Source organism: Amphritea atlantica (assembly GCA_024397875.1).
GTDB lineage: Bacteria > Pseudomonadota > Gammaproteobacteria > Pseudomonadales > Balneatricaceae > Amphritea > Amphritea atlantica_B.
Window position 1 is genome coordinate 1,518,018 of record CP073344.1, and the last position, 20,704, is coordinate 1,538,721.

General features: G+C 48.1%; 24 protein-coding genes and 1 pseudogene. 22 read left to right on the forward strand and 3 right to left on the reverse strand.

Features of this window, described 5'->3' with window-relative positions; all coding sequences use genetic code 11:
• Positions 1-58: 58 nt before the first annotated feature.
• Both KDX31_06820 and KDX31_06825 read left to right on the forward strand, forming a co-directional pair.
• Entirely contained in the window at positions 59-823 is a 765-nt protein-coding gene (locus KDX31_06820; GenBank protein ID UTW04706.1) for a hypothetical protein, read from the forward strand.
• 81 nt (positions 824-904) lie between these two features.
• Positions 905-1,381: a hypothetical protein gene (locus tag KDX31_06825; GenBank protein UTW04707.1), complete on the forward strand. Its 477-nt coding sequence runs from the start codon at positions 905-907 to the stop codon at positions 1,379-1,381.
• A 29-nt stretch (positions 1,382-1,410) separates the two neighbouring features.
• Here KDX31_06825 and KDX31_06830 read toward each other — a convergent pair.
• Positions 1,411-2,360, reverse strand: a pseudogene (locus tag KDX31_06830) (IS110 family transposase).
• A 70-nt stretch (positions 2,361-2,430) separates the two neighbouring features.
• A protein-coding gene (locus KDX31_06835) for an IS3 family transposase (protein ID UTW04708.1) occupies positions 2,431-3,590 on the reverse strand; the annotation gives its coding sequence in 2 pieces (ribosomal slippage) (positions 2,431-3,326 and positions 3,326-3,590; 1,161 coding nt in all).
• 284 nt (positions 3,591-3,874) lie between these two features.
• On the opposite strand from KDX31_06835, the gene KDX31_06840 reads away from it, so the two are divergent.
• Positions 3,875-4,750: a hypothetical protein gene (locus KDX31_06840; protein UTW04709.1), complete on the forward strand. Its 876-nt coding sequence runs from the start codon at positions 3,875-3,877 to the stop codon at positions 4,748-4,750.
• On the opposite strand, the gene KDX31_06845 is transcribed toward KDX31_06840, so the two are convergent.
• Positions 4,678-5,837, reverse strand: a protein-coding gene (locus KDX31_06845; GenBank protein UTW04710.1) for an IS3 family transposase whose coding sequence is annotated in 2 segments (ribosomal slippage) — positions 4,678-5,573 and positions 5,573-5,837 — 1,161 coding nt in all. Because the reading frame shifts where the segments join, the coding sequence is not laid out codon by codon here. The two genes, KDX31_06840 and KDX31_06845, sit on opposite strands and share 73 nt — an antisense overlap.
• A gap of 463 nt (positions 5,838-6,300) precedes the next feature.
• Between KDX31_06845 and KDX31_06850 the strand changes: the two genes are divergently transcribed.
• The 19 genes from KDX31_06850 (at position 6,301) to KDX31_06940 (ending at position 20,696) form a co-directional block, all read left to right on the forward strand.
• A complete protein-coding gene (locus KDX31_06850; protein ID UTW04711.1) occupies positions 6,301-6,837 on the forward strand; it encodes a hypothetical protein in 537 nt (178 codons plus the stop codon).
• Positions 6,838-6,933: 96 nt separating this feature from the next.
• Positions 6,934-7,584 (forward strand): SGNH/GDSL hydrolase family protein, encoded by a 651-nt coding sequence (locus tag KDX31_06855; protein UTW04712.1) that lies wholly within the window; start codon positions 6,934-6,936, stop codon positions 7,582-7,584.
• A gap of 462 nt (positions 7,585-8,046) precedes the next feature.
• Complete coding sequence (locus KDX31_06860; protein UTW04713.1) at positions 8,047-8,757, forward strand: divalent cation transporter; 711 nt, start codon at positions 8,047-8,049, stop codon at positions 8,755-8,757.
• A gap of 175 nt (positions 8,758-8,932) precedes the next feature.
• Positions 8,933-9,277 (forward strand): DUF2834 domain-containing protein, encoded by a 345-nt coding sequence (locus tag KDX31_06865; GenBank protein ID UTW04714.1) that lies wholly within the window; start codon positions 8,933-8,935, stop codon positions 9,275-9,277.
• Between the two features lie 100 nt (positions 9,278-9,377).
• Complete coding sequence (locus KDX31_06870) at positions 9,378-9,956, forward strand: DUF1963 domain-containing protein (GenBank protein ID UTW04715.1); 579 nt, start codon at positions 9,378-9,380, stop codon at positions 9,954-9,956.
• Between the two features lie 184 nt (positions 9,957-10,140).
• On the forward strand, positions 10,141-10,431 hold the full coding sequence (locus KDX31_06875; protein ID UTW04716.1) for a DUF1330 domain-containing protein: 291 nt from the start codon (positions 10,141-10,143) through the stop codon (positions 10,429-10,431).
• 196 nt (positions 10,432-10,627) lie between these two features.
• Complete coding sequence (locus tag KDX31_06880; protein ID UTW04717.1) at positions 10,628-11,008, forward strand: cupin domain-containing protein; 381 nt, start codon at positions 10,628-10,630, stop codon at positions 11,006-11,008.
• Positions 11,009-11,361: 353 nt separating this feature from the next.
• Positions 11,362-11,835 (forward strand): MAPEG family protein, encoded by a 474-nt coding sequence (locus KDX31_06885; protein UTW04718.1) that lies wholly within the window; start codon positions 11,362-11,364, stop codon positions 11,833-11,835.
• Between the two features lie 156 nt (positions 11,836-11,991).
• Positions 11,992-13,011 carry a sodium:calcium antiporter gene (locus tag KDX31_06890; protein ID UTW04719.1) on the forward strand — a complete coding sequence of 340 codons (1,020 nt, stop codon included), beginning with the start codon at positions 11,992-11,994 and terminating at the stop codon, positions 13,009-13,011.
• A gap of 118 nt (positions 13,012-13,129) precedes the next feature.
• Positions 13,130-13,591, forward strand: a complete 462-nt coding sequence (locus KDX31_06895) for an isoprenylcysteine carboxylmethyltransferase family protein (protein ID UTW04720.1) — start codon at positions 13,130-13,132, stop codon at positions 13,589-13,591.
• Positions 13,592-13,643: 52 nt separating this feature from the next.
• The gene (locus KDX31_06900; GenBank protein UTW04721.1) at positions 13,644-14,225 is read left to right on the forward strand and encodes a hypothetical protein; all 582 of its coding nucleotides are present in this window, start codon (positions 13,644-13,646) and stop codon (positions 14,223-14,225) included.
• Between the two features lie 296 nt (positions 14,226-14,521).
• On the forward strand, positions 14,522-14,767 hold the full coding sequence (locus tag KDX31_06905) for a DUF2164 domain-containing protein (GenBank protein UTW04722.1): 246 nt from the start codon (positions 14,522-14,524) through the stop codon (positions 14,765-14,767).
• Positions 14,768-14,985: 218 nt separating this feature from the next.
• Positions 14,986-15,480 (forward strand): gamma-glutamylcyclotransferase, encoded by a 495-nt coding sequence (locus KDX31_06910; GenBank protein ID UTW05322.1) that lies wholly within the window; start codon positions 14,986-14,988, stop codon positions 15,478-15,480.
• Between the two features lie 389 nt (positions 15,481-15,869).
• Entirely contained in the window at positions 15,870-16,352 is a 483-nt protein-coding gene (locus tag KDX31_06915) for a cupin domain-containing protein (GenBank protein UTW04723.1), read from the forward strand.
• 237 nt (positions 16,353-16,589) lie between these two features.
• Positions 16,590-17,393, forward strand: coding sequence for a methyltransferase domain-containing protein (locus KDX31_06920; protein UTW04724.1), 804 nt, complete (start codon positions 16,590-16,592; stop codon positions 17,391-17,393).
• A gap of 63 nt (positions 17,394-17,456) precedes the next feature.
• Positions 17,457-17,846 carry a GFA family protein gene (locus KDX31_06925; GenBank protein UTW04725.1) on the forward strand — a complete coding sequence of 130 codons (390 nt, stop codon included), beginning with the start codon at positions 17,457-17,459 and terminating at the stop codon, positions 17,844-17,846.
• 438 nt (positions 17,847-18,284) lie between these two features.
• Positions 18,285-18,866: a hypothetical protein gene (locus KDX31_06930; GenBank protein ID UTW05323.1), complete on the forward strand. Its 582-nt coding sequence runs from the start codon at positions 18,285-18,287 to the stop codon at positions 18,864-18,866.
• Between the two features lie 115 nt (positions 18,867-18,981).
• On the forward strand, positions 18,982-19,311 hold the full coding sequence (locus KDX31_06935) for a hypothetical protein (protein ID UTW05324.1): 330 nt from the start codon (positions 18,982-18,984) through the stop codon (positions 19,309-19,311).
• 167 nt (positions 19,312-19,478) lie between these two features.
• Positions 19,479-20,696, forward strand: coding sequence for a hypothetical protein (locus KDX31_06940; protein UTW04726.1), 1,218 nt, complete (start codon positions 19,479-19,481; stop codon positions 20,694-20,696).
• The last annotated feature ends 8 nt before the right edge of the window (positions 20,697-20,704 follow it).

A 20,704-nucleotide genomic window follows, 5' to 3' on the forward strand; every position in this document is an offset into this window, starting at 1 on the left:
ACAGCTTCGGGTCAGTTGCTAAGGGCGTTAGCGTAAAATCGCAATTAGGGTGACTAAGATGTCCAGAACTTTTCGAGTGTATAAACACATGTGGATTGAAAAGAAGCTGTCTGCATTTGAGTTGAAGGGGCTATGCGGCGCGTTAGTCCACAATACGGCTGTCGACCAACCGCTAAAGCCAGCGCAATTCGTGAAACCTGTACCAGAGAAACGTTTCAAGCTTGGAAGAGTACCGCAACAGCCAATTATTAAGCTTGGAAAAAGCGAGCATGTTAAAAGTTTTTTTAAAACTGGAGCATTACAGCTAGGTTCATTTGATTACTACAGCTCCAGTGAGCACCCTGAGATTGGTGACGTAGAAGAAGGCTTGGTAACCTTGATAGCAAAGACCCCTTTTGGCGTTATTGGAGGCAAGTATGGTTCTGGCTACAATAACCGCATGTTCTGTACATACATTGGAAAGATTGATCCAGCTACAATGAAAAAGTTCGGCTACGATAGTGCGTTTATAATTACTCACCCAGCAGAATTTGCTGAGGCTATAGCAGAGTCAGTAGGTGCTAGGACTTTCACATTCGGTCAGTGCCTTTACCGTCCTCAGAAAGCTGTGCTTGGCTTCCCAGGGAATAACGTAGACCGCGACAAGTTATCTCATAGGAGCGGTGAGATTGTTCAGGCTGGTAAGTATTTCATCAAACATCAACGCTATTCACACCAACGTGAATTCAGATTTCTGTGGGAGTTAGAAGAGGATATTTCAGGAGCTAAAGCTTATGATTGCAGTTCGGCGCGACAGTACTGCAAACCTTTATTTCTGCGCTAACAAGGCGCTGCACTCGGAAAAATTACTCACTGCGCTCCCAATTTTCCGGTGAGCGAGGCGTTAGGATTACAGGAGAAATATGTGCTCGAAACAATAATTGCTGCAGTGCTAAGTAGTGGAACCTGTCTTGCTATCGTTATATTCCTCTCGAAATCTTGGGTAAAGGAAAGAATTAAGTCATCAATACAGCATGAATATAAAAAGCAATTCGAGCTTTTTTCAAGAGAGTTAGATCAAAAAGAAAAAGTTCAAATGGTGGCCGAATTATTTTCTGAGTATCTGCGAACTCCTTACGGTGAGGCAATAACACGAGAACAGAGGAATCGCCTTAATTACTTATCATTCCAGTCATCTTTGTGGCTACCTAAAGACATTGCGACAGAAATATCTAAAAGGTTACAAAATAAAAATGATGCTAAATCAGTTTTTGAAATAATTTTAATGGCAAGAGAAGCTTTAATAGGCTGTTCTGAACTAGAGCTAGAGCATGTTACTTTTTGGGGGCATGATAAAGAAACAAAGGGAGATCCCGTACTGCATGTACCAGAACAATCCTAACAAGTGACTGTGGTGTTCTGTCAATAATATCAGGCTGATTTTTCATTCCAGCGCTCCTCGTTTTTCAGCATAGTATTTAGGATGACGATCAGTTTTCTCATGCAGGCGATCAGAGCCACTTTAGGGAGCTTCCCTACGGCCTTCAGGTGCTCGTAATGACGTTTAAAAACAGGATTACACTGTATCGAAGAGAGCATTGCCATAAACATCACTGGCGTATGGGATGGCGGCCACCCCGGGTACGACGTTTACCGTTGTACGAACCGCTGTCGCGGTTCATTGGCGCGACGCCGACCAGGGCGGCAATCTCTTTGCGGTTTAGTTTTCCAAGTTCTGGCAGTTCGCTGAGCAGGGTGTAGGCCAGAACTTTACCGACACCGGGAACACTGGTCAGTATTTCGGTTTTAATGCGCCAGTGCTTGACTTCAGCCACAAGCTGATCGAGTTTCAGAGTGAGCTTTTCGATCTGAGTTTGTAGCGATTTAAGTAAAGCTTTGATGGATGAATGCAGCTCCTTTGGCATGATCTGGAGACGGTTTTTCTCCATGGTTTGCATCTCTAAGAGCTGAGCGCGCCGGATAAGTAAATCCTTGATTATACGGGACTGTCTGTCTGGTATAGGCTTGATATCAGGTTGAATAGTGGCTGCGAATTGCGCAATCACTGTGGCATCAATTTTATCGGTTTTAGCCAGTACGCCGATGGCTTGAGCGTAGCGTCGGATATTAGTGGGATTGACCACCACAACAGGAAGATCCGCTTTGTCGCAGGCAAAGACAAAAGCGTGCTCGTAACGCCCGGTAGCTTCGGTTACGATACGTTTAACCTGATGAGTTTTAAGAACCTGAACGATCTTTTGAATATGTTCATCATCGTTGGGTATTGAGAAATGGAGATCTAATGGATGAAGGACTATATCAAGTTTCGACTTACCGACATCAACACCGACGTTGATTTCAATGTGACTTTCCGTATTCATCATAATAAGCTGACTCTGCCTTGCTATGCGGGCTCGAGGCCCCAATGACTGTTCGAGTTATTTGTACTGGTCAACTCCAACCGGACACCTTTTTTTGTAAATTTTCAAAGTTGACCGGAGATAAACTTCCGTTCGCCGTATGAAGCCTTTCCAGATTGTAATATCTCATGTACTTAACCACATCCTGCCTCATATGCTCTCGCGTTGGCTGGTTAACCTTCAGTATCCAGTCATGCTTTAAGCTACCAAAGAAGCGCTCAACGACTGCATTATCCCAGCAGGCTCCAACGTCACCCATAGATGAACGGAGGCCGTAGCTTTTCAGCAAGCGCCGGTGCTGTTTGCTGGTATATTGTGAACCTCGGTCACTGTGAAAGACCAAGCCCTGTTTCGGCTGACGCAGATTAACTGCTTTCATCAACGCTCTGCAAACCAGGTCAGCACTCATGCGCTTATCAATATGCCAGCCCACAATACGACGTGAGTACAAGTCCATCACGATCGCAAGATACATCCACCCCTCCGCAGTTCTGAGATACGTGATATCGCCAGCCCAAACCTCATTCGGAGCAACCGGGTTAAAATTCTGGTTCAGCAGGTTGTCAGCCACCTGATCGCTATGTCTGCGTTTAGTCGTTACCTTGTAAGCGGTACGCTGCTTAACCTGTAATTTCAGTTTACGCATGAGTGTGCGGGTGCGATAACGTCCAATTCTAAAGCCTTCTTCACGTAGCTTTTTCGCCAGCTCTCGACTGCCCAGGCTCTCTCGGCTAGCCCTAAACAACTCTTTGGCTCTGCGATACAAGTGCAGAGTATCAGCGCTGATGACCTTCGCTGGCCGTTTACACCAGCTGTAATATGCGGAGCTGCTCACTCTCATTACACGGCACAGAACACGTACTGGATAGATCGCGGCTTGGCGCTGAACGAAGCGATACTTTACTTCATTTCTTTTGCGAAGAAGGCTGAAGCCTTTTTTAAAATCTCTTTCTCCATACGCAGCTCTTTATTTTCTTTGCGCAGGCGTTTTAGCTCTTCTCGTTCATCCTCGGCCAGCGTCTGTCCTTGTTGCTGCTCTTCAAACTGCTGTTTCCAGCGATAGAGCATATTGGCCGCAATACCCAGTGATTTAGCAGCTTCAGGCACTGAGTAACCTTGGCCAATGACCAGCGCAACAGCTTCTTCTTTGAACTCTTTCGGGTATTGCTTGTAACTACGTTTCTGTCCCATTCCTACACCTCAATGTTTGACGTTTATAGTCTCTCATTAAAGTGTCCGGTGTCATTAGACCATTACAATTGCTTCGGAGTTATGCAGCGCTACCCACTTGTTATCGGTCTCTCGCAAGAGGAGCCGGCGCACAATCGAGCTACTGCATAAAGACCCTCAATGGCCGTTGAGGGTGGGCCTCCAATTTACCCTGAAATGGAACGGAATTAACCATACAAGCAAAGCAAGGCGGACGCATAAATGCGCCGCTTCTTTGGGTAGGACCAAATTATTGAGGTATTTGCGTGGAAGAAAAGATAGCTCGAATTTGTTGGAATGATAATGGTTGGAAGAAACCGTCTGGCGAGTATGGGAAGAGTCAAAATGAAAAATTATTTGAAGCTAAAAATGGATTCGGGTTTGAAGAATGGTTATTTGATTTTGATACTCTAGTTGACGGCTATAAGTACGCTTTTCTTCAACCAGTTAACACTAAAAACAATGCACATGCTGGGCTTCGGTACGCTATTCATTTGTATGCTTATGACAAGTTCAAATCAGAAAATATATCTATAGCAAAAATAGCCAATGTAGAGTGCTTGACTGAAAGAGATGCTAAGTTGGTTTATGATAAACTGCATCAAAAATTAGTATTAGATACAATGGTTAGAGATGTTGAGAGTGTTGGTGGTAACAAGAACCTGTTGACTACGTTACCTCCAATAAATTGTTTCAACGTCCGTTTTAAACCTCAAGATGTAAAATTTTTATCTACCGCTGACTTCCATTCTCTACACAAACTAACTCGCTATAATCTTTACAAGAACAAGCACTACTTAAAACAGCTATATGTTTGCTTTGATTCAGACGATCAGTTACTAGATGATGTAACCGAAATCATGAATGCTGATATTTCAAACACCGAAAAAGAAGTTCTGATGAAAGCACGTATTGGGCAGGGGAAATATCGAAAAAATGTAATCCGTGTCTGGGGTGGTGAAGTTTGTGCTGTGACTCTTAACTCTATTCGTGAGGTACTGGTCGCTTCACATATTAAGGCATGGAAAGACTGCTCAAACTCTACCGAAAGACTTGATGGTTGTACTGGTCAACTCCAACCGGACACCTTTTTTTGTAAATTTTCAAAGTTGACCGGAGATAAACTTCCGTTCGCCGTATGAAGCCTTTCCAGATTGTAATATCTCATGTACTTAACCACATCCTGCCTCATATGCTCTCGCGTTGGCTGGTTAACCTTCAGTATCCAGTCATGCTTTAAGCTACCAAAGAAGCGCTCAACGACTGCATTATCCCAGCAGGCTCCAACGTCACCCATAGATGAACGGAGGCCGTAGCTTTTCAGCAAGCGCCGGTGCTGTTTGCTGGTATATTGTGAACCTCGGTCACTGTGAAAGACCAAGCCCTGTTTCGGCTGACGCAGATTAACTGCTTTCATCAACGCTCTGCAAACCAGGTCAGCACTCATGCGCTTATCAATATGCCAGCCCACAATACGACGTGAGTACAAGTCCATCACGATCGCAAGATACATCCACCCCTCCGCAGTTCTGAGATACGTGATATCGCCAGCCCAAACCTCATTCGGAGCAACCGGGTTAAAATTCTGGTTCAGCAGGTTGTCAGCCACCTGATCGCTATGTCTGCGTTTAGTCGTTACCTTGTAAGCGGTACGCTGCTTAACCTGTAATTTCAGTTTACGCATGAGTGTGCGGGTGCGATAACGTCCAATTCTAAAGCCTTCTTCACGTAGCTTTTTCGCCAGCTCTCGACTGCCCAGGCTCTCTCGGCTAGCCCTAAACAACTCTTTGGCTCTGCGATACAAGTGCAGAGTATCAGCGCTGATGACCTTCGCTGGCCGTTTACACCAGCTGTAATATGCGGAGCTGCTCACTCTCATTACACGGCACAGAACACGTACTGGATAGATCGCGGCTTGGCGCTGAACGAAGCGATACTTTACTTCATTTCTTTTGCGAAGAAGGCTGAAGCCTTTTTTAAAATCTCTTTCTCCATACGCAGCTCTTTATTTTCTTTGCGCAGGCGTTTTAGCTCTTCTCGTTCATCCTCGGCCAGCGTCTGTCCTTGTTGCTGCTCTTCAAACTGCTGTTTCCAGCGATAGAGCATATTGGCCGCAATACCCAGTGATTTAGCAGCTTCAGGCACTGAGTAACCTTGGCCAATGACCAGCGCAACAGCTTCTTCTTTGAACTCTTTCGGGTATTGCTTGTAACTACGTTTCTGTCCCATTCCTACACCTCAATGTTTGACGTTTATAGTCTCTCATTAAAGTGTCCGGTGTCATTAGACCATTACAGGTGCTAATGGCATATTACTAGAAGCTACTCTGGATAAACTATTTGACGTACATTTAATGACTCTCTTTCATAAGAGAAAAAATGAGTTTGAAATCCGATTTTCACCCTCAGTGATGGGGGAGCTTCCAAAATACTATAAGGACTTAGTAGGCGACTTGATCAGTATTAGCCATATGTCCAATGATGAAGTCGCTCGATTTTCGCGATATATGGAGCATCACAACGCATTGTTCAAAGGTAAATGCGAAGAATAATTCTAACAAAGTATTTAAGAGTGATTCCCAACGCTTGGCATTTTCAGTTCAAGGTTGGGTTTCGTGTTTACGGTGCAGTGGTTTAGGTTAGGTGGAAGCGTTGCTCACACCTTAATGCAGCGTTAAGTCACAAGGTGAAGTATGAAACAAGCATCTCGTTTTATGCCCAGGTACAAACCCGGAAAGGCAAACAAACCTGCTCTGTTTGCTTTTCTCGCAATTGCGCTAGCTGTTGTTATATACCAGCCTTGGTTTCTCGCTGTTATTGCGGGAATAGCCGCACTAGTAATTGTTTGGAGCGCAATTGATCAACCTAAAGTAGAAAGGCATTTTATAGAGCTGTGCAAAGAGCGTGATGGGTTATCTATTTGTGAATTTGCGAGAGAGTTTGATCCAAAGGTTGTAGATACATGGGTAATTCGGGCGGTCTATGAGCAAGTTCAAGCTGCGCTCCCTACCAAGCAGAGTGTGCCTATAAAGGCTTCTGATACTCTATTCGATGTATTGAAGCTTGACGAAGATGATCTTGATTTAGATTTAGTCGAGGAAATTGCGCAAAGAACAGGTCGCAGTCTTGACGGCCATAAAAATAATCCTTATTACGGTAAAATAACAACGCCGCAAAAACTCGTGCTATTTTTCAATCATCAGGCCCGTGCCAATGCCAATGCTACGTAATAAGTTAATCAAGTTCGTGACGGGGCTTCGTTCCTCCACCGGACGCAGCATGCTGAGCCGGTTATTGAAGCGTTAGGTGCCAAGAGAGGTAATATCGTGCATCAGATACTTATATATGCAGATTCATTAAGCTGGGGAATCATTCCAGACACCCGTCGCCGGTTTTCTTTTGAGCAGCGGTGGCCCGGAGTCGTTGAGAATCAGCTACGGAAATGCGGCATTCAGGCGCGGATAATAGAAGATTGCCTCAATGGTCGTCGTACAGTGTGGGAGGATCCGTACAAGCCAGGTCGGAATGGACTTGTGGGTCTTGAGCAAAGAATTGAGGTGAACAGCCCGTTGTCGCTGGTGGTTGTGTTACTGGGGACAAATGACTTCCAATCAATGCATACGCATAATGCCTGGCAATCTGCCCAGGGTGTCAATGCCATTGTTCAGGCGATTCGGCGCGCTCCAATCGAGCCCGGCATGCCCGCGCCAGCCGTTCTGGTAGTGGCGCCACCGCCCATTCAGAAGGCGAAGGGCAGCATCGCGCCTAAATTTGAAGGGGCAGAGGATAGGACAGTAGGGTTATCCGAGGCAATTCGGGTCGTGGCTGCCGATGCCGGTTGTCATTTCTTTGATGCTGGGTCGGTGACGTCCACAAGCCGCGTGGATGGAGTGCATCTTGATGAAGATCAGCATGAGATACTGGGGCTCGCCTTGGCTGAGGAAATAAAACACCTGTTATCTGAGATTGACGTCTGACAAGGCGTTAGTTTCGCTCACTGGGACCTCAGGAGAGGCGTTTTTTGGCTCTTTAACTGCAGTGTTAAGACAACATGGAACGTTATGAGTAAGTACAAAACAAGGTTGCGCTCATTATTCATAGTAGAGGTCGCGGTAATTGCACGGCATAAATTCCTGCCCGCACCTATTCGTTCGCAGCCCACAGAAATAAATTTTAGATATTTTGGGGCAGTGTGAAAATTTAAATGATTCTACGCTGATCCCAATTCTCACAGAAAAACGAATAAAGACTCTTGTTTGGTTTTAATCTCTTTATGTAGCATAGTTTGTTCACCATCATCTAATATACAGACGTACAGGGAACTTGGCTGGCTATAGATATGTGGCTGAAATAGAAGGGGTCAACCCCCGTTTATTCTGGCCCCAAAAAACTATGCTTTCACAGTTAAGTGTTACAGGCGTTCGGAACAACTAATCTATATGAACGAACTGATAATTGTAATGGTGGTGTCCTGGCTTGCAGGCATCGCTGCGTTCGTAGGCGGGCTTGGCGCTAAGTATGAAGGATCAGCCAACACTGTACAGAAACGCGAGCTGATACACGGCGTTGTTGCGTTCGGGGGCGGGATTTTAACTGCGGCAATTGCGTTAGCATTGATACCGGAGGCAACTCTGGTTCTGCCAACAACCGGTCTTGCGGCAACATTCTGCATCGGTGGTCTGGTCTTCTGCGTGCTGGACGCATACATGAGCAGGCATGGCGGAAGCAAAGCCCAATTCATGGCAATGCTCATGGATTTCATTCCTGAAGCAGTTGCCCTTGGTGCTTTGTTTGGGCATAACCATCAGGCCGGCATACTCCTGGCCCTGTTCATTGGATTACAGAATCTGCCCGAGGGCTTTAATTCTTTTCGCGAAATCTGCACCTCGGGTGTATCGTCCCGCTCAGCACTCTGGGGGCTGTTCGGAATCAGTTTTCTGGGTCCGGTGGCCGCTTTAAGTGGTCACTTGTGGCTGCAGAATCAACCAATGTTAACTGCAGCAATCATGAGTTTTGCCGCTGGGGGGATTCTTTATCTGCTATTTCAGGACATCGCCCCGCAATCGAAGATGCGAAAACATTGGTTGCCACCTCTGGGGGCCGTTCTGGGCTTTGCTGTGGGTATGATTGGAAAGCAACTTTTGGGATGAAGGCAAAGGGTTAAAAAGTAACATGACCAGCGCTTGCCTTTTTCCGGGTGACGACTCAGTTGAATAGTCGTTAAAATATCAGCCTGTGTCATAACCTGACCCTTAAGAATTGAATTTTCAGGCGCTACAGGTGATCCACAGCTAAGGACGTTAGCGCTACAGGGAAGATGATAAATTGAAATACATTTACGGAATTTTGTGCATTCTTGGAATCGTTTTACCGTTGAGTATGTTGATCCCCTGGCTTTCAATAAACGGTTTAAACGTGGTTAAGCTATATGTTCAAGTCAGTCAGGATCATCTCTCTGCATTTGCATGGCTTGATGTTATCGTTTCTGCGTTAGCTTTAATCGCGTTCATCATTTATGAAGGCCGGCGACAAGGAATATCAACATTATGGCTGCCTGTTGGCGGCACATTAGCGATCGGTGTGTCTTTTGGGCTGCCGATGTTTTTATTAATGAGAGAGTTACACGCTGAAACATCCAGCGCTACCAAACCGGGTCAATCGGATTCGTAACAGTGCCGCCCTGCTTGCTTTTCCGCCTCGCGGGAAAGTTCCGGCAATATCCATCCCCGCTGTCCGGGATGCTACGTTTCCAATTAATTTAAGGTGAGAAATGGAAATCAAAAAAATACTTAAATTTGTTAAATTCGAGCCAGGTGATTCCCCCAAAACTAAATTTGGTGGTCAGCCAGATTGGCTGGAAACACCTCAATGGCCTATCAGTCCAGAGCTGGAAGGGCCGATGCGGTTTATTGCTCAGATAGCGCTTGGCGATGTCTTTCCGGAGTGCAAAGGGAAAATTGCCTACCTGTTTATGACTGAAGATGATGACCAGTATATAGACGGAACGTGGGAACCTGATGGGGGTGAAAACGCTGTCATTATTCAACCATCGGGAGGCTATTCTTTAACCACTGAAGCCCTTGAGTCCGGGCCGTCGCGGGAAGTGTTTGGCGTTGAGGTTGTCGCAACTGAAATAGGAGAGGGCGAACTAGAGGGGTCGCGTTTAGGCGGAACGCCGGAGTTTATGCAAAGTGAGGAATATCCCGGACCTAAAGAAGAGTGGCGGTTTTTGGCCCAGCTGGATTCATGTTCACTTCCTTTTGAGATTAACTTTGGTGATGCCGGTATTGCGTATGTATTCCTGAACAGGTCGGCAACAGAGGGTAAATTTTTATGGCAATGCGGCTAAAACATTACACGCAAAGGCAGCAATAGCTTAAGGGCGTTCCCTCTAAAGTGACTGGTTCTTCTAATAAGGCCAGCTCCTGCCCCGACTACCGCTTCGTCTCGTTAAGCGAGCATCAGCGCTGGTTTAAACGTCAGGGTTCAACTATATGTTCAGAGTAGACACTGAACAGCAAAGGAGAACCAGGATGTCAGCATATTTTGTTTTCAACTATCAGATTAATAATCGTGAGGCATACAATCCGTATCTGGCTGAAGTACCAAACACCATTGAGGCATATGGCGGAGAAATACTCGCTGCGGATTTTGAAAGTGAAGCAATCGAGGGCGATGTTAAGCATGTAGCAGTGGTGTTGAAGTTTGCTTCAAAAGAGGCGGCAAAGAAATGGTATCAGTCACCTGAATACCAAAACATTATCAAGTTACGTTTGAACAATGCCGATGGCATTGCTGCGTTGGCCAATGGCATTGATAACTAATGTAATTTGCAGATTAAAGAGCAATTTAAGCGGTTATAAGGGTGCTTAGCTTTTGCTTTTATCATCGGCAAAAGCGTGGAGGATTACCGCGGCTCAGTACATATACCTTCGGCATTATCGTGTATGTTCGGCTTCGTGCAGGATCCGCTGAGCAAGGGTTTCAGGAGCCCTGGTAACGTCTCGGGAGGAATCTAAAGTGACATATTTTAAAAATCTCAATCAGATTGTTGAGTCGCTCGATACAGATGAATCGACAAAACACGATCCGATCAAAAGAGTTTTCGCTTTTGATGGCAAGCATTTAACGGCCAATGTTGGCATCGTCCGTGATAGTGGCAATGCACTTCATACTCAGAAGCAACACGACGAGATACTCGTTATTATCGAGGGCAATGTTGATTTTAAAGTGGGCAACGAAGTAAAGAGAGTGAGTCCAGGAGATCTGGTATTTATTCCACAAAACACACTCCACGGGCCGATGCTCGCAGAAGGACAACGTTTTGCAGCACTTTCCGTATTTGCCCCTTATTTCGACAGGTCCAAAAGCAATATAGAGTGGGACAGAGATCGGACTTAGGTATCTTATTGATTAAGTCCCCGATATGAGAGCCCTCTTAATCCGCCTGACTTAAGTAATGTTCGATGGTTCAGCCCGTCATGTTCACCGCTGGATATCCTCTCCAAATGAGTCCTATTTGCCTGCCTGTTATCTTCGACATAAGCGACTTCAGCACACGCTTTGTGAGTGTCTGAGCCAATAAAAACTATACTACTGTTAATCATGCTGACCTCCGGCTGGAATTGGTAACAGAAACCGTATGGCGCTGGCTTTCAGCCAACCCACGAAAACGGGAGTCAGAACCTCGTGGGAGTCATTATGTTCAGGCTGCTCTGGAGAGCGCTTATCAGGTTCATGTGTAGGGGGAACTTATGGAAACGGCGATACTAAGTTTTGAAAATCCAGTATTTCTGGCCTATGTTATCGCGGCATCGATCATGCTGTTGAAGCTTACGCTTCAGCCCTGGATGACTGTTTACCGAATGATGAAAATTCGTGGCGGGTTTCGCAGTCCGGAGGATGCGAAGAAAAGCCCTCTTAATCCGCAGCCTGAGCCAGGCCAGTTAGCACCGAATGAGTATGTCGAACGATCTCGTCGCATGAACCTGAACGACCTGGAAAACATACCGGCCTTCCTTGTCGCGGGATTAGTGTTTGTGCTTACAGAGCCGCCGTTGCTACTCGCGCATGTGCTCTTCTGGGGCTTTGTGCTGTCACGTGCAGCTCACTTCTTCGCTTATGTCACGGCGCAGTTGCATGATGTAAGGGCTACCCTTTGGACCTTGAGCTCGATTTCAGTGGTTACGATGGTCGTGTATACACTCATTCACGCGATAACGCTCTGAGAGGGCGTGGTGTCAACGAACACATATAGAGACTCTCTGGCCCTGTGTTCAGCGGGCGCCACCGGTTTATAGTTCCCGGGCTTAGAGCCGGGCTCGCTGATATGTGTTGGGTGTAATAGACTACAACCAAACACGGCATAACTATTCGGGGTTTCAGTGTTTGCTTCCTTAATTCCCAGTATCATCGCCTTTAGTCTCGCCTCCCTGGTGATCGTTATCGCAGGCAGCAGGCTGGCCCGCTGGGCCGATATGCTGGCCGACCAGACGGGTCTGGGGGAAGCGCTGTTTGGCATCTTGCTGCTGGCGGGGATTACTTCACTGCCGGACTTTGCCGCAACCCTGAGCGCAGCAATAGACGACCGACCCGATCTGGCGATGAGCAACATCATGGGCAGTATGGCGGCGAACCTGATGTTTCTTGGCGTGGCTGATATTGTCTACCGCAAAGCCAATCTGGAACATGCGGCTGCGTCCCCCGTCAATCTGATTCTGGCGGGATTGCTGATTGTACTGCTGACGTTGCCGCTGCTCGCCATTTTTACGCCAACGGTCAGCCAGTGGCGGATACATCCGGTCACGCCGGTGATTGTCGCTGCCTATCTGTTCGGCCTGCACCTGATTCACCGTACTAAGGCGAAACCGATGTGGTTTCCCCGACCGACCCGCCAGACCGTTGCAGATGATCCCGGGCATCATCCGGATAAGCCTTCGGCCAGACTCTGGTCTGGCTTTATCGCCATGGCCGTTGTGACCGGTATCGCTGGCTGGGTTCTGATGGAGGCGGCCAAGGGGATTGCCGACCATGCCGGCTTGTCTGAAACGCTGGTGGGTGGTTTATTCACCGCACTGGCAACGTCTACGCCAGAGCTGGTGACCACCATCGCGGCGATACGGATAGGCGCGCTGACTCTGGCCGTCAGCAATATCTTCGGCACCAACTGCTTCAATATGCTCGTTGTTGCCGCAGCCGACATAGGCTATTCTCACGGCTCTATCTACCATGATATGGCACCGGTGCAGATGACGTGGGGCCTGGTGGGTATCCTGATGACCGCTATCCTGTTACTTGGACTGGTGCGACGGCAGACTTATGGGATTGGTCGGATCGGTTTCGAAAGTGCTCTGATCCTTGGGGTATACGCTATCGCGCTTAGCGTCGTGGTGTTGGGGACCTGAGTTGCTCTGCTGATAGCAATACCCGGGAAGCTGTTTTCCATTTTGGCAGAATCGATCAGGCTTTAGCTTCTCTACAAATGATCGTCGTTGGTGGCGTTAAACTTCAGGAGTTAATCCGGTGAGATCCCTCGAGCTTAAAATTCCGCCGCTGGTACTGATGGCGGTTTTTGCCTTGCTGATGTGGGGCGTGTCAACTATAACACCTGTACTCCACTTCATCATGGCTGGAGCTTTAGCCTTGGGGGCTGCGATTGCAGCCATCGGAGGGTTGCTGGCAGCGCTTGGTGTAGCCGAATTTCGCAAGGCGCGTACCACGGTTGATCCACGCATGCCGCATAAATCTGAGGCGCTGGTCATCAGTGGCGTCTATCGGATCAGCCGCAATCCGATGTATGTCGGCTTTCTGGTGGCGCTGGCCGGTTGGGCGCTGTGCCTGTCAAATGTGGCTGCGTTCCTTTTTCTGCCACTGTTTGTTATCTATATGAACCGATACCAGATTGAGCCGGAGGAAAGGTATATGCGAGCAAGGTTTGGCAGCGACTTCGATTGTTACGTGGGGCAGGTGCGCCGGTGGCTCTGAGGCTTTGCCAATCGCTACCGCGCATGTTTTTGGTGCTATTTAAAGAGGCGTTATGATGAAGCTAAATCCGTTAATTCTTTCTGCTCTGTTAACCCATGGCATTGTGGCTTTCGCGGAAGAGAATCAGGCCACAATGATGCACCATCAGCATCCGGTGGAAACCACTGAAGCCCCTTTAAGCGAGGCAGGGAATGATGCTTTCGGAACCATTCAGGAAGTTATTGCCCGGTTGAATAGCAATCCGGATACGGACTGGAGCAAAGTGAATATTGAGGCATTAAGACAGCATCTGGTGGATATGAATGATATGACGCTGAATGTAGAGGTTATCTCGCAAAAAGCGGTTCAGCAGGGACTGGTAGCCATCGTTAAGCCCACAACCGCCCGGTCTGCCGCAGCGCTGAAAAGGGTTTTTACAGCCCATCCCGCACAATTAAAACGTGACACCGGCTGGGATATGCAGATTGTTAAAACCGGCGACCGTTATACTTTGACAACCACGACTGAAAATCCCGGGGAGGTGAGTAAAATTCGTGGGCTAGGCTATATCGGTTTAATGGCGTCTGGTGGGCATCATCAGTTGCATCACTGGGCGATGGCAACGGGTGTAAATCCTCACGCCCGGCATCAGTAAACCCGGTGTGCTTCAATCCTGAGGGGACTGATAATGGGGTAAGCTGCCCTGTAATTATCGGAACAGCGCAGCGTATCCCTCTTAACTCTCTTTAAAATCCCTTTTAACACCCTCTTCGTTTCTTTTTAAGCCATTTTTACTCTGCCGCTGACGAATCGTTGGCCGGCTGCATTAATCATGTACGTTCACTGTAATGCCTGTTTACCGATCTGTTTCGGGCTGTCAGACTGTTTTCGAGCGTGGAATTATTTCCAGATCAGTTGTCCAATAGAAATATCAGGAAAAGGAGAGCCGTTATGAGTGATATAAAATTTTCCAAAGATGAGACAGGTCGGATCGTAAGTAATATAAAAAAATACTTTATCGACGAGCTGGACCATGAGATAGGTGGTTTTGATGCTGAGTTCTTACTGGATTTCTTTGCCAGGGAGATCGGCCCTTCTTTCTATAATCGAGGGCTGTCTGATGCCCGGCTTGTATTTACGGAAAAGGCAGAAGAGGTCGGTTATCTGATTGAAGAGCTGGAGAAGCCGATAAGTTAACGCGTGAGGCTGTTCCGGTATCGCTTCCCTGAAGCGATTGTCGGGTCTGATCTGGCAGCATGGCGGTGTATACGCCAGAGGGAATTTTTAAAAGCGACACTATCAGCTGAGACGCTGATTGATGAGCTAAGCAAGCAGTAACGAACAAGCAGTCATGAGCAAGCAGGGCTGGATTACAGCGGCAACCTCTGTCAGTGGTTGCGCTTCAGGCCCAGAGTATATCTATGAAATATTTTGCATACGGATCAAATATGTCACTGGCACGGCTGCAGCAGCGTGTGCCCAATGCCAGCGTTATAGGGCGTTATTTTCTTGAAGGACATGATCTGCGTTGCCATAAGGCTGGTCAGGATGGGTCAGCCAAATGTGATGCTTTTTATACCGGCAGGGGCGACCGGATCTATGGTGTGCTGTTTGATATAGCTATATCTGAGAAACCTGTTCTGGATCGGGCTGAGGGGCTGGGTGCGGGTTATGATGAGAAAATGGTGCTGTTGCACAATGAACAGGGTGACCGGGTTAAAGCGATAACCTATTACGCACTGCAGATTGACCCGTCGCTGAAACCTTTTGGCTGGTATGTAAATCATCTGTTGATCGGTGCCCGGGAAGCCAACCTTCCTGCAGCGTATATCGAAAGGATCATGGCGTTTGAGTGTGTCGACGATCCTGATGCCGGACGTCACTCCCGCGAGAGTTCGATTCATGATTAAGCGTAGCGGCTTTGCATCGGTGCGTCAGTGGCAACCGTTTGAGGGTATGCTGAGTTAATTGAGCCGTCCTGATTGCGAAATAAGACTGCTCCTGTGTGAAACAGACGTTGTTATGTCGGCACACATCCATCTGATTATCCGGGCTGTAATTTTCTGCGATAGGGGGACAGAAAAAATGAGATTACTCCTGAAGCGGGCTTCAGGACCACGCTATAGAGCCACGCAATATACGGCCCAACGGTCAGGCTGCGGATATAAGGTCTGACGCAGGAGCAGGGCTTTCATTGCAGGGCGAGGATCATGTTATGTTTCACACACGGACATATTTGCCGGTTCCGCTTCTATTGATTCAGAAAGAGGCAAACGGCTGGTTATTTTTAGGGGGCTGAATGGACAAGTACATCGTCACCAAAGCTGAGATTGAGCAGTATGAAGGTATTAACAAAACCCATTTTCTGAATAGCAATGCTCAAAGGGTAAATCGCTCTCTGGGTGACCTGACCGGGTTATCTGGCTTTGGTTTTCACCTGATTGAAATCCAGCCGGGCCATGAATCCACCGAACTGCACCGTCATTACCATGAGGATGAGTGCGTCTATATCTTAGAGGGCGAGGCGGAGGCTACCATTGGCAGTGAAGTCTTTCAGGTCGGTGCCGGGGATTTCATCGGTTATCGTGCGGGTGGCGAAGCGCATAAACTGCTCAATAATGGCGAAGCTATTCTCAAATGTATCGTGGTGGGGCAGCGTTCTGATCATGATGTCGCGGACTATACCGCACTGAATAAACGGATCTATCGACAAAAAGGGATGCCCTGGAATCTGGTTGATATTGAAAATATTACTGAACCGGTGGCGGGTAAAAAGGTTTAAGCGTTTGCTTTTGTTCTCATTGTTATAATGGATAAGCCACTTGTGACAATCTGTCAGCGTTGAATTCCGGGGCCTCAATTATTCGCATATAAACTATAGTTTCAATGTGCGCCCCGCAATTATAAATCTGCTTTTTGTCATAATCCGGGCCGGGTTCTCTGGTGTTTTGACAGGCTTTGTTTCGCCGCTAACCGGATGAAAGCAGCGACAGACTGAATGGCGCTCAGGAGAAGTTGTATGAATTACTCATTATCTGATGAAGCGTTGCTGGCTGCCAAAGCCTATGAAGAGCTGCATGTGCCGGCGCTTTTCCGGCAGTTTGCTCCTATTGTCGTATCCACCGCTCAAATCAGTTCAGGTCACCGGGTCTTAGATGTTGCCTGCGGTACCGGGATTTTAGCCAGAACCGTTGCCGCAACGGTTACTGAACCTGGCTCAGTAACCGGCCTTGATCTGTCCCCCGGAATGCTGGCTATGGCCCGGCAACTGGCGCCTTCTATTGACTGGCAGTTGGGTTCGGCTGAGTCTCTACCATTTGCTGATAACTCATTTGACGCTGTCGTCAGCCAGTTCGGTTTGATGTTCTTTCAGGACCGCCGGTCCGCGTTAAAGGAGATGATGCGTGTGCTGACTCCCGGAGGCCGTCTTGTTGTGGCGGTCTGGGACGCACTGGTAAACTCGCAAGCCTATCCGGATGAAGTGGATATGCTGCAGCGGCTTGCCGGACAGGCAGCTGCAGACGCCCTGCGGGCCCCCTTTGTTTTAGGCAACCCAGACCATGTGTCTGAGCTTCTTTCTGATGCCGGGGCCGCTTTAGTTGAGATTGTGACTCATGACGGGACAGCCCGGTTTCCCGATATTCAAACAATGGTTGAAGCCGATCTCCGGGGGTGGTTGCCGGTGATGGGGGTACAGCTGCATGAGACGCAGATAGCGTTAATTCTCAATGAAGCTGAAACGGTTTTAAGTAAGTATAAAGTGGCGGGGGGACAGGTTGAGTTTACCGCCCCGGCACTCATTGCCAGCGGTGTTAAGGTCTGACGCTGCAGCAGTGGAGCAATTATTCAGAACATATAGCTGCAGACAGCAGGAATAGGAGGTCAGATGATTCAGGGAAGCTGTTTGTGTGGCAAAGTGAAATACACGATTACCGGGCGCCCCGGAGCCATTGTTCATTGTCATTGCCAGACTTGCCGTAAGGCACATGGGGCGGCTTTTTCAAGCGTTTCAGCTGTAGCGGATGAGGACTTTTATCTGGTGGGGGACGGGGAGCTGAAATCCTTTGAGTCCTCTCCCGGAAAATACCGGTTTTTCTGCCCTGAGTGTGGTACTCAGATCTATGCTAAGCGGGATAATACCGCACATATCATTTTGCGACTGGGGTCACTGGATGATGATCCCGCGGTGGCTGAAGAGAAGCATATCTGGGTATCGCAGCGGGCGCCCTGGTACGCCATTAAAAATACTCTGCCAGAATATGATGAATTTGACTAAGGGGTCGCATCGGGTGATGTCGTTTTATGTATGAGTTGAACGAGGCAGAAATATCCGACTCATAGGCTCAGAGTGCCGCGCCCTGGATCACCGCTGTTCAGCATCAACCGATGCAATCCGCTGACGGGCGACCGATGAGGTGACTATCGGTGTGATCCGCTGTTTTCTGGTTAACGTTATTCAGAATGTTGGCTGTCACGAAAGGAGGCTGATCGATGAGTTTTTGGCCTCGGGGATGTCGGTAACGGGCATTGACGCTATTCCGGCGTTTATGAGAATGTCAGAAAGGCATGCAGTGTCAGGTTTCACCTTCTGAAGAAGGCGTTGTGGTATCCCGAAACTGCTGCTGCAGCTTCTTTTATTCTGGTGAGCAGGATAGCAGAGGGTAACCACGAAAAAGACGTTAACAGAGCAAAGGAATAGACAGCTATGGTTGATATGGGGTTTAAACTGCTGTTCAGCGGACTGGCTATCACTCTGGCGTTTGTCGCTTTTGTTCCCTATGTTCGTTCCATACTCAAAGGCAGAACCCGGCCGCATGTTTTTTCCTGGTTTATCTGGGGAATTACGACGGTGATCGTTTTTCTGGCCCAGCTTGAAGCTGATGGGGGCATGGGTGCCTGGCCAATCGGTATTTCGGGTGTGCTCACTGTTGCGGTGGCGGTATTGGCATTTATTAAACGCGCGGATATCAGCATCACCCGAACCGACTGGACATTCTTTGCTGCGGCACTGGCATCGCTGCCGTTCTGGTACTTAACATCGGACCCTCTGTGGACAGTAGTGCTGCTGACGGTGGTTGATCTGTTCGGGTTTGGTCCGACAATTCGCAAAGCCTATGAGTCTCCCCATCAGGAGAGCCAGTTGTTCTTCCTGTCACTTGCGTTGCGTAACGGCTTTGCTATTCTGGCACTGGAGAGCTACTCGGTGACAACCGTGCTGTTTCCCCTGTCGATCACCCTTGCCTGTTCCGTTTTACTGACGATCGTTGCTTACCGGCGGAGGATGGTTTTTGCCTGAGATGCGGTTGAGTTAATCTACTTATTGTCTATAAGCTTCGATAAGCTATATTCAGACTATGATCAGAACATATGGGTTAGTCGGTCTGTGTTGCTGTCTTTTATCCGCAGGGTTGATGGTTTCTGGCTTGTCGGTTGCCGGAGAGGCCGATGTGCTGAATGTAACCATCACCCGCAGCGGCAATCATCAATATGATTTCAGTGTCACGGTACGCCATGACGATAGTGGCTGGGAGCACTACGCCAGTAAGTGGGAAATTGTCGATCCTGCAGGAAATCTTCTGGCCACCCGGACACTGCTGCATCCCCATGTTGGCGAACAGCCCTTTACCCGTTCACTCCGGTCGGTTGCGATCCCTGCAGGTATTACAACCGTGAAGGTCAGGGCGTATGATTCCGTACATCAGTATGGCGGCACTGAGATCAGGGTTGCTCTGCCTCAGTAATCTATCATCATGAAGGACTTTAATGTTTTCCTGCAGTGGAAGCGGAGAGTAACTCTCTAATTTCAGACGCTTTTCTGCTTTGTTTTATTTACCTGAAGTCTTGTGAATTATCTTGTTGGCGTTAGAATGAAATTCACTCTAACAGGGCGCAACAGGGAGTTTTGCATATGTCAGATCAATTTAAAGTCGTGTTCAGCGGCAATATAGTTGAAGGTTTCGAGCCTGAAACAGTTATCACTGCATTTTCAGAAAAGTTCAGATGCAGTGAGGCCAAGGCCCGTGCTCTGGTTCTGGCAGGTAAAGCAACCGTTATCAAAAGTGATCTGGATAAAGCTAAAGCGGAAAAGTATTGTTCTGTGCTAACCGCAATGGGACTCGAGGCTGAACAGGTGGCTCAGCAACCTGTGGTTAAGCCCGCGTTGGCATGGGAACTCGAAGGTGATGAGTCTGCTGACGACACTGATGCTCCAGCCGGCGATGCTTTCGCTTCAGGCTTTGCATCTTCAAAGAATGCATCTTCTGAGCACCTGACGTCCGAACACTTAACTTCCGAACACTCAGCTTCCGGGCAAGCGCCTTCAGATAAGCAATCCTCTGGTTTTGATTACAGTTCCCCGGCCTCGTCTGCCAATCCCTATCAGGCGCCGCAAGCCGATCTGAGCCAGGAGTACGAAGAGGGCGATCTCAGTGGTCCTGACTCGGTACCGGCATCCCATGGGTGGAGCTGGCTGGTGGGGGGATTCGGACACTTTAAGCAGAACCCGGTCGCCTGGATAGTTGCGATTGTTATCTGGGTAATAGTGTCTACTGTCTTGAGTATGATTCCGCTGGTTGGATCCATTGGAGTAACCATACTTTCTCCGGTTATTGGCGCAGGGTTCATGCTTGGCTGCCGCTCGCAAGAGGAGGGCGGCGATTTTCGTATAGCGCACCTGTTTAGTGGCTTTAGTAACAATGTCGGGCAACTGATGTTGGTGGGGCTACTGTATATGGTGTCAGTCATCGTTGTCGTTGTTGGTATTGTCATGTTTGCGGGCGGGGCGGTTTTCATGATGGGCGGCGGAAACCCCGACAATATGGGGCCCGGTATGCTGTCTGCGATGATATTACCTATGCTGATTGGCGCTCTGTTTATTATTCCAATCGTAATGGCTTACTGGTTTGCCCCTGCTTTAGTTGCTCTGAACGGTATTTCGGCAATCACGGCAATGAAAATGAGTTTTAGTGCCTGCTTAAAGAATATCGTGCCGGGATTAGTTTATTCTATTATCGCTGCTGTTCTGCTGATCATCGCCGCCATTCCGTTCGGTCTGGGATTACTGGTGCTCATTCCTATGTTGGCGGCATCAATGTACACCTCATACCGGGATATTTTCTACAACTGAGTTGTAGT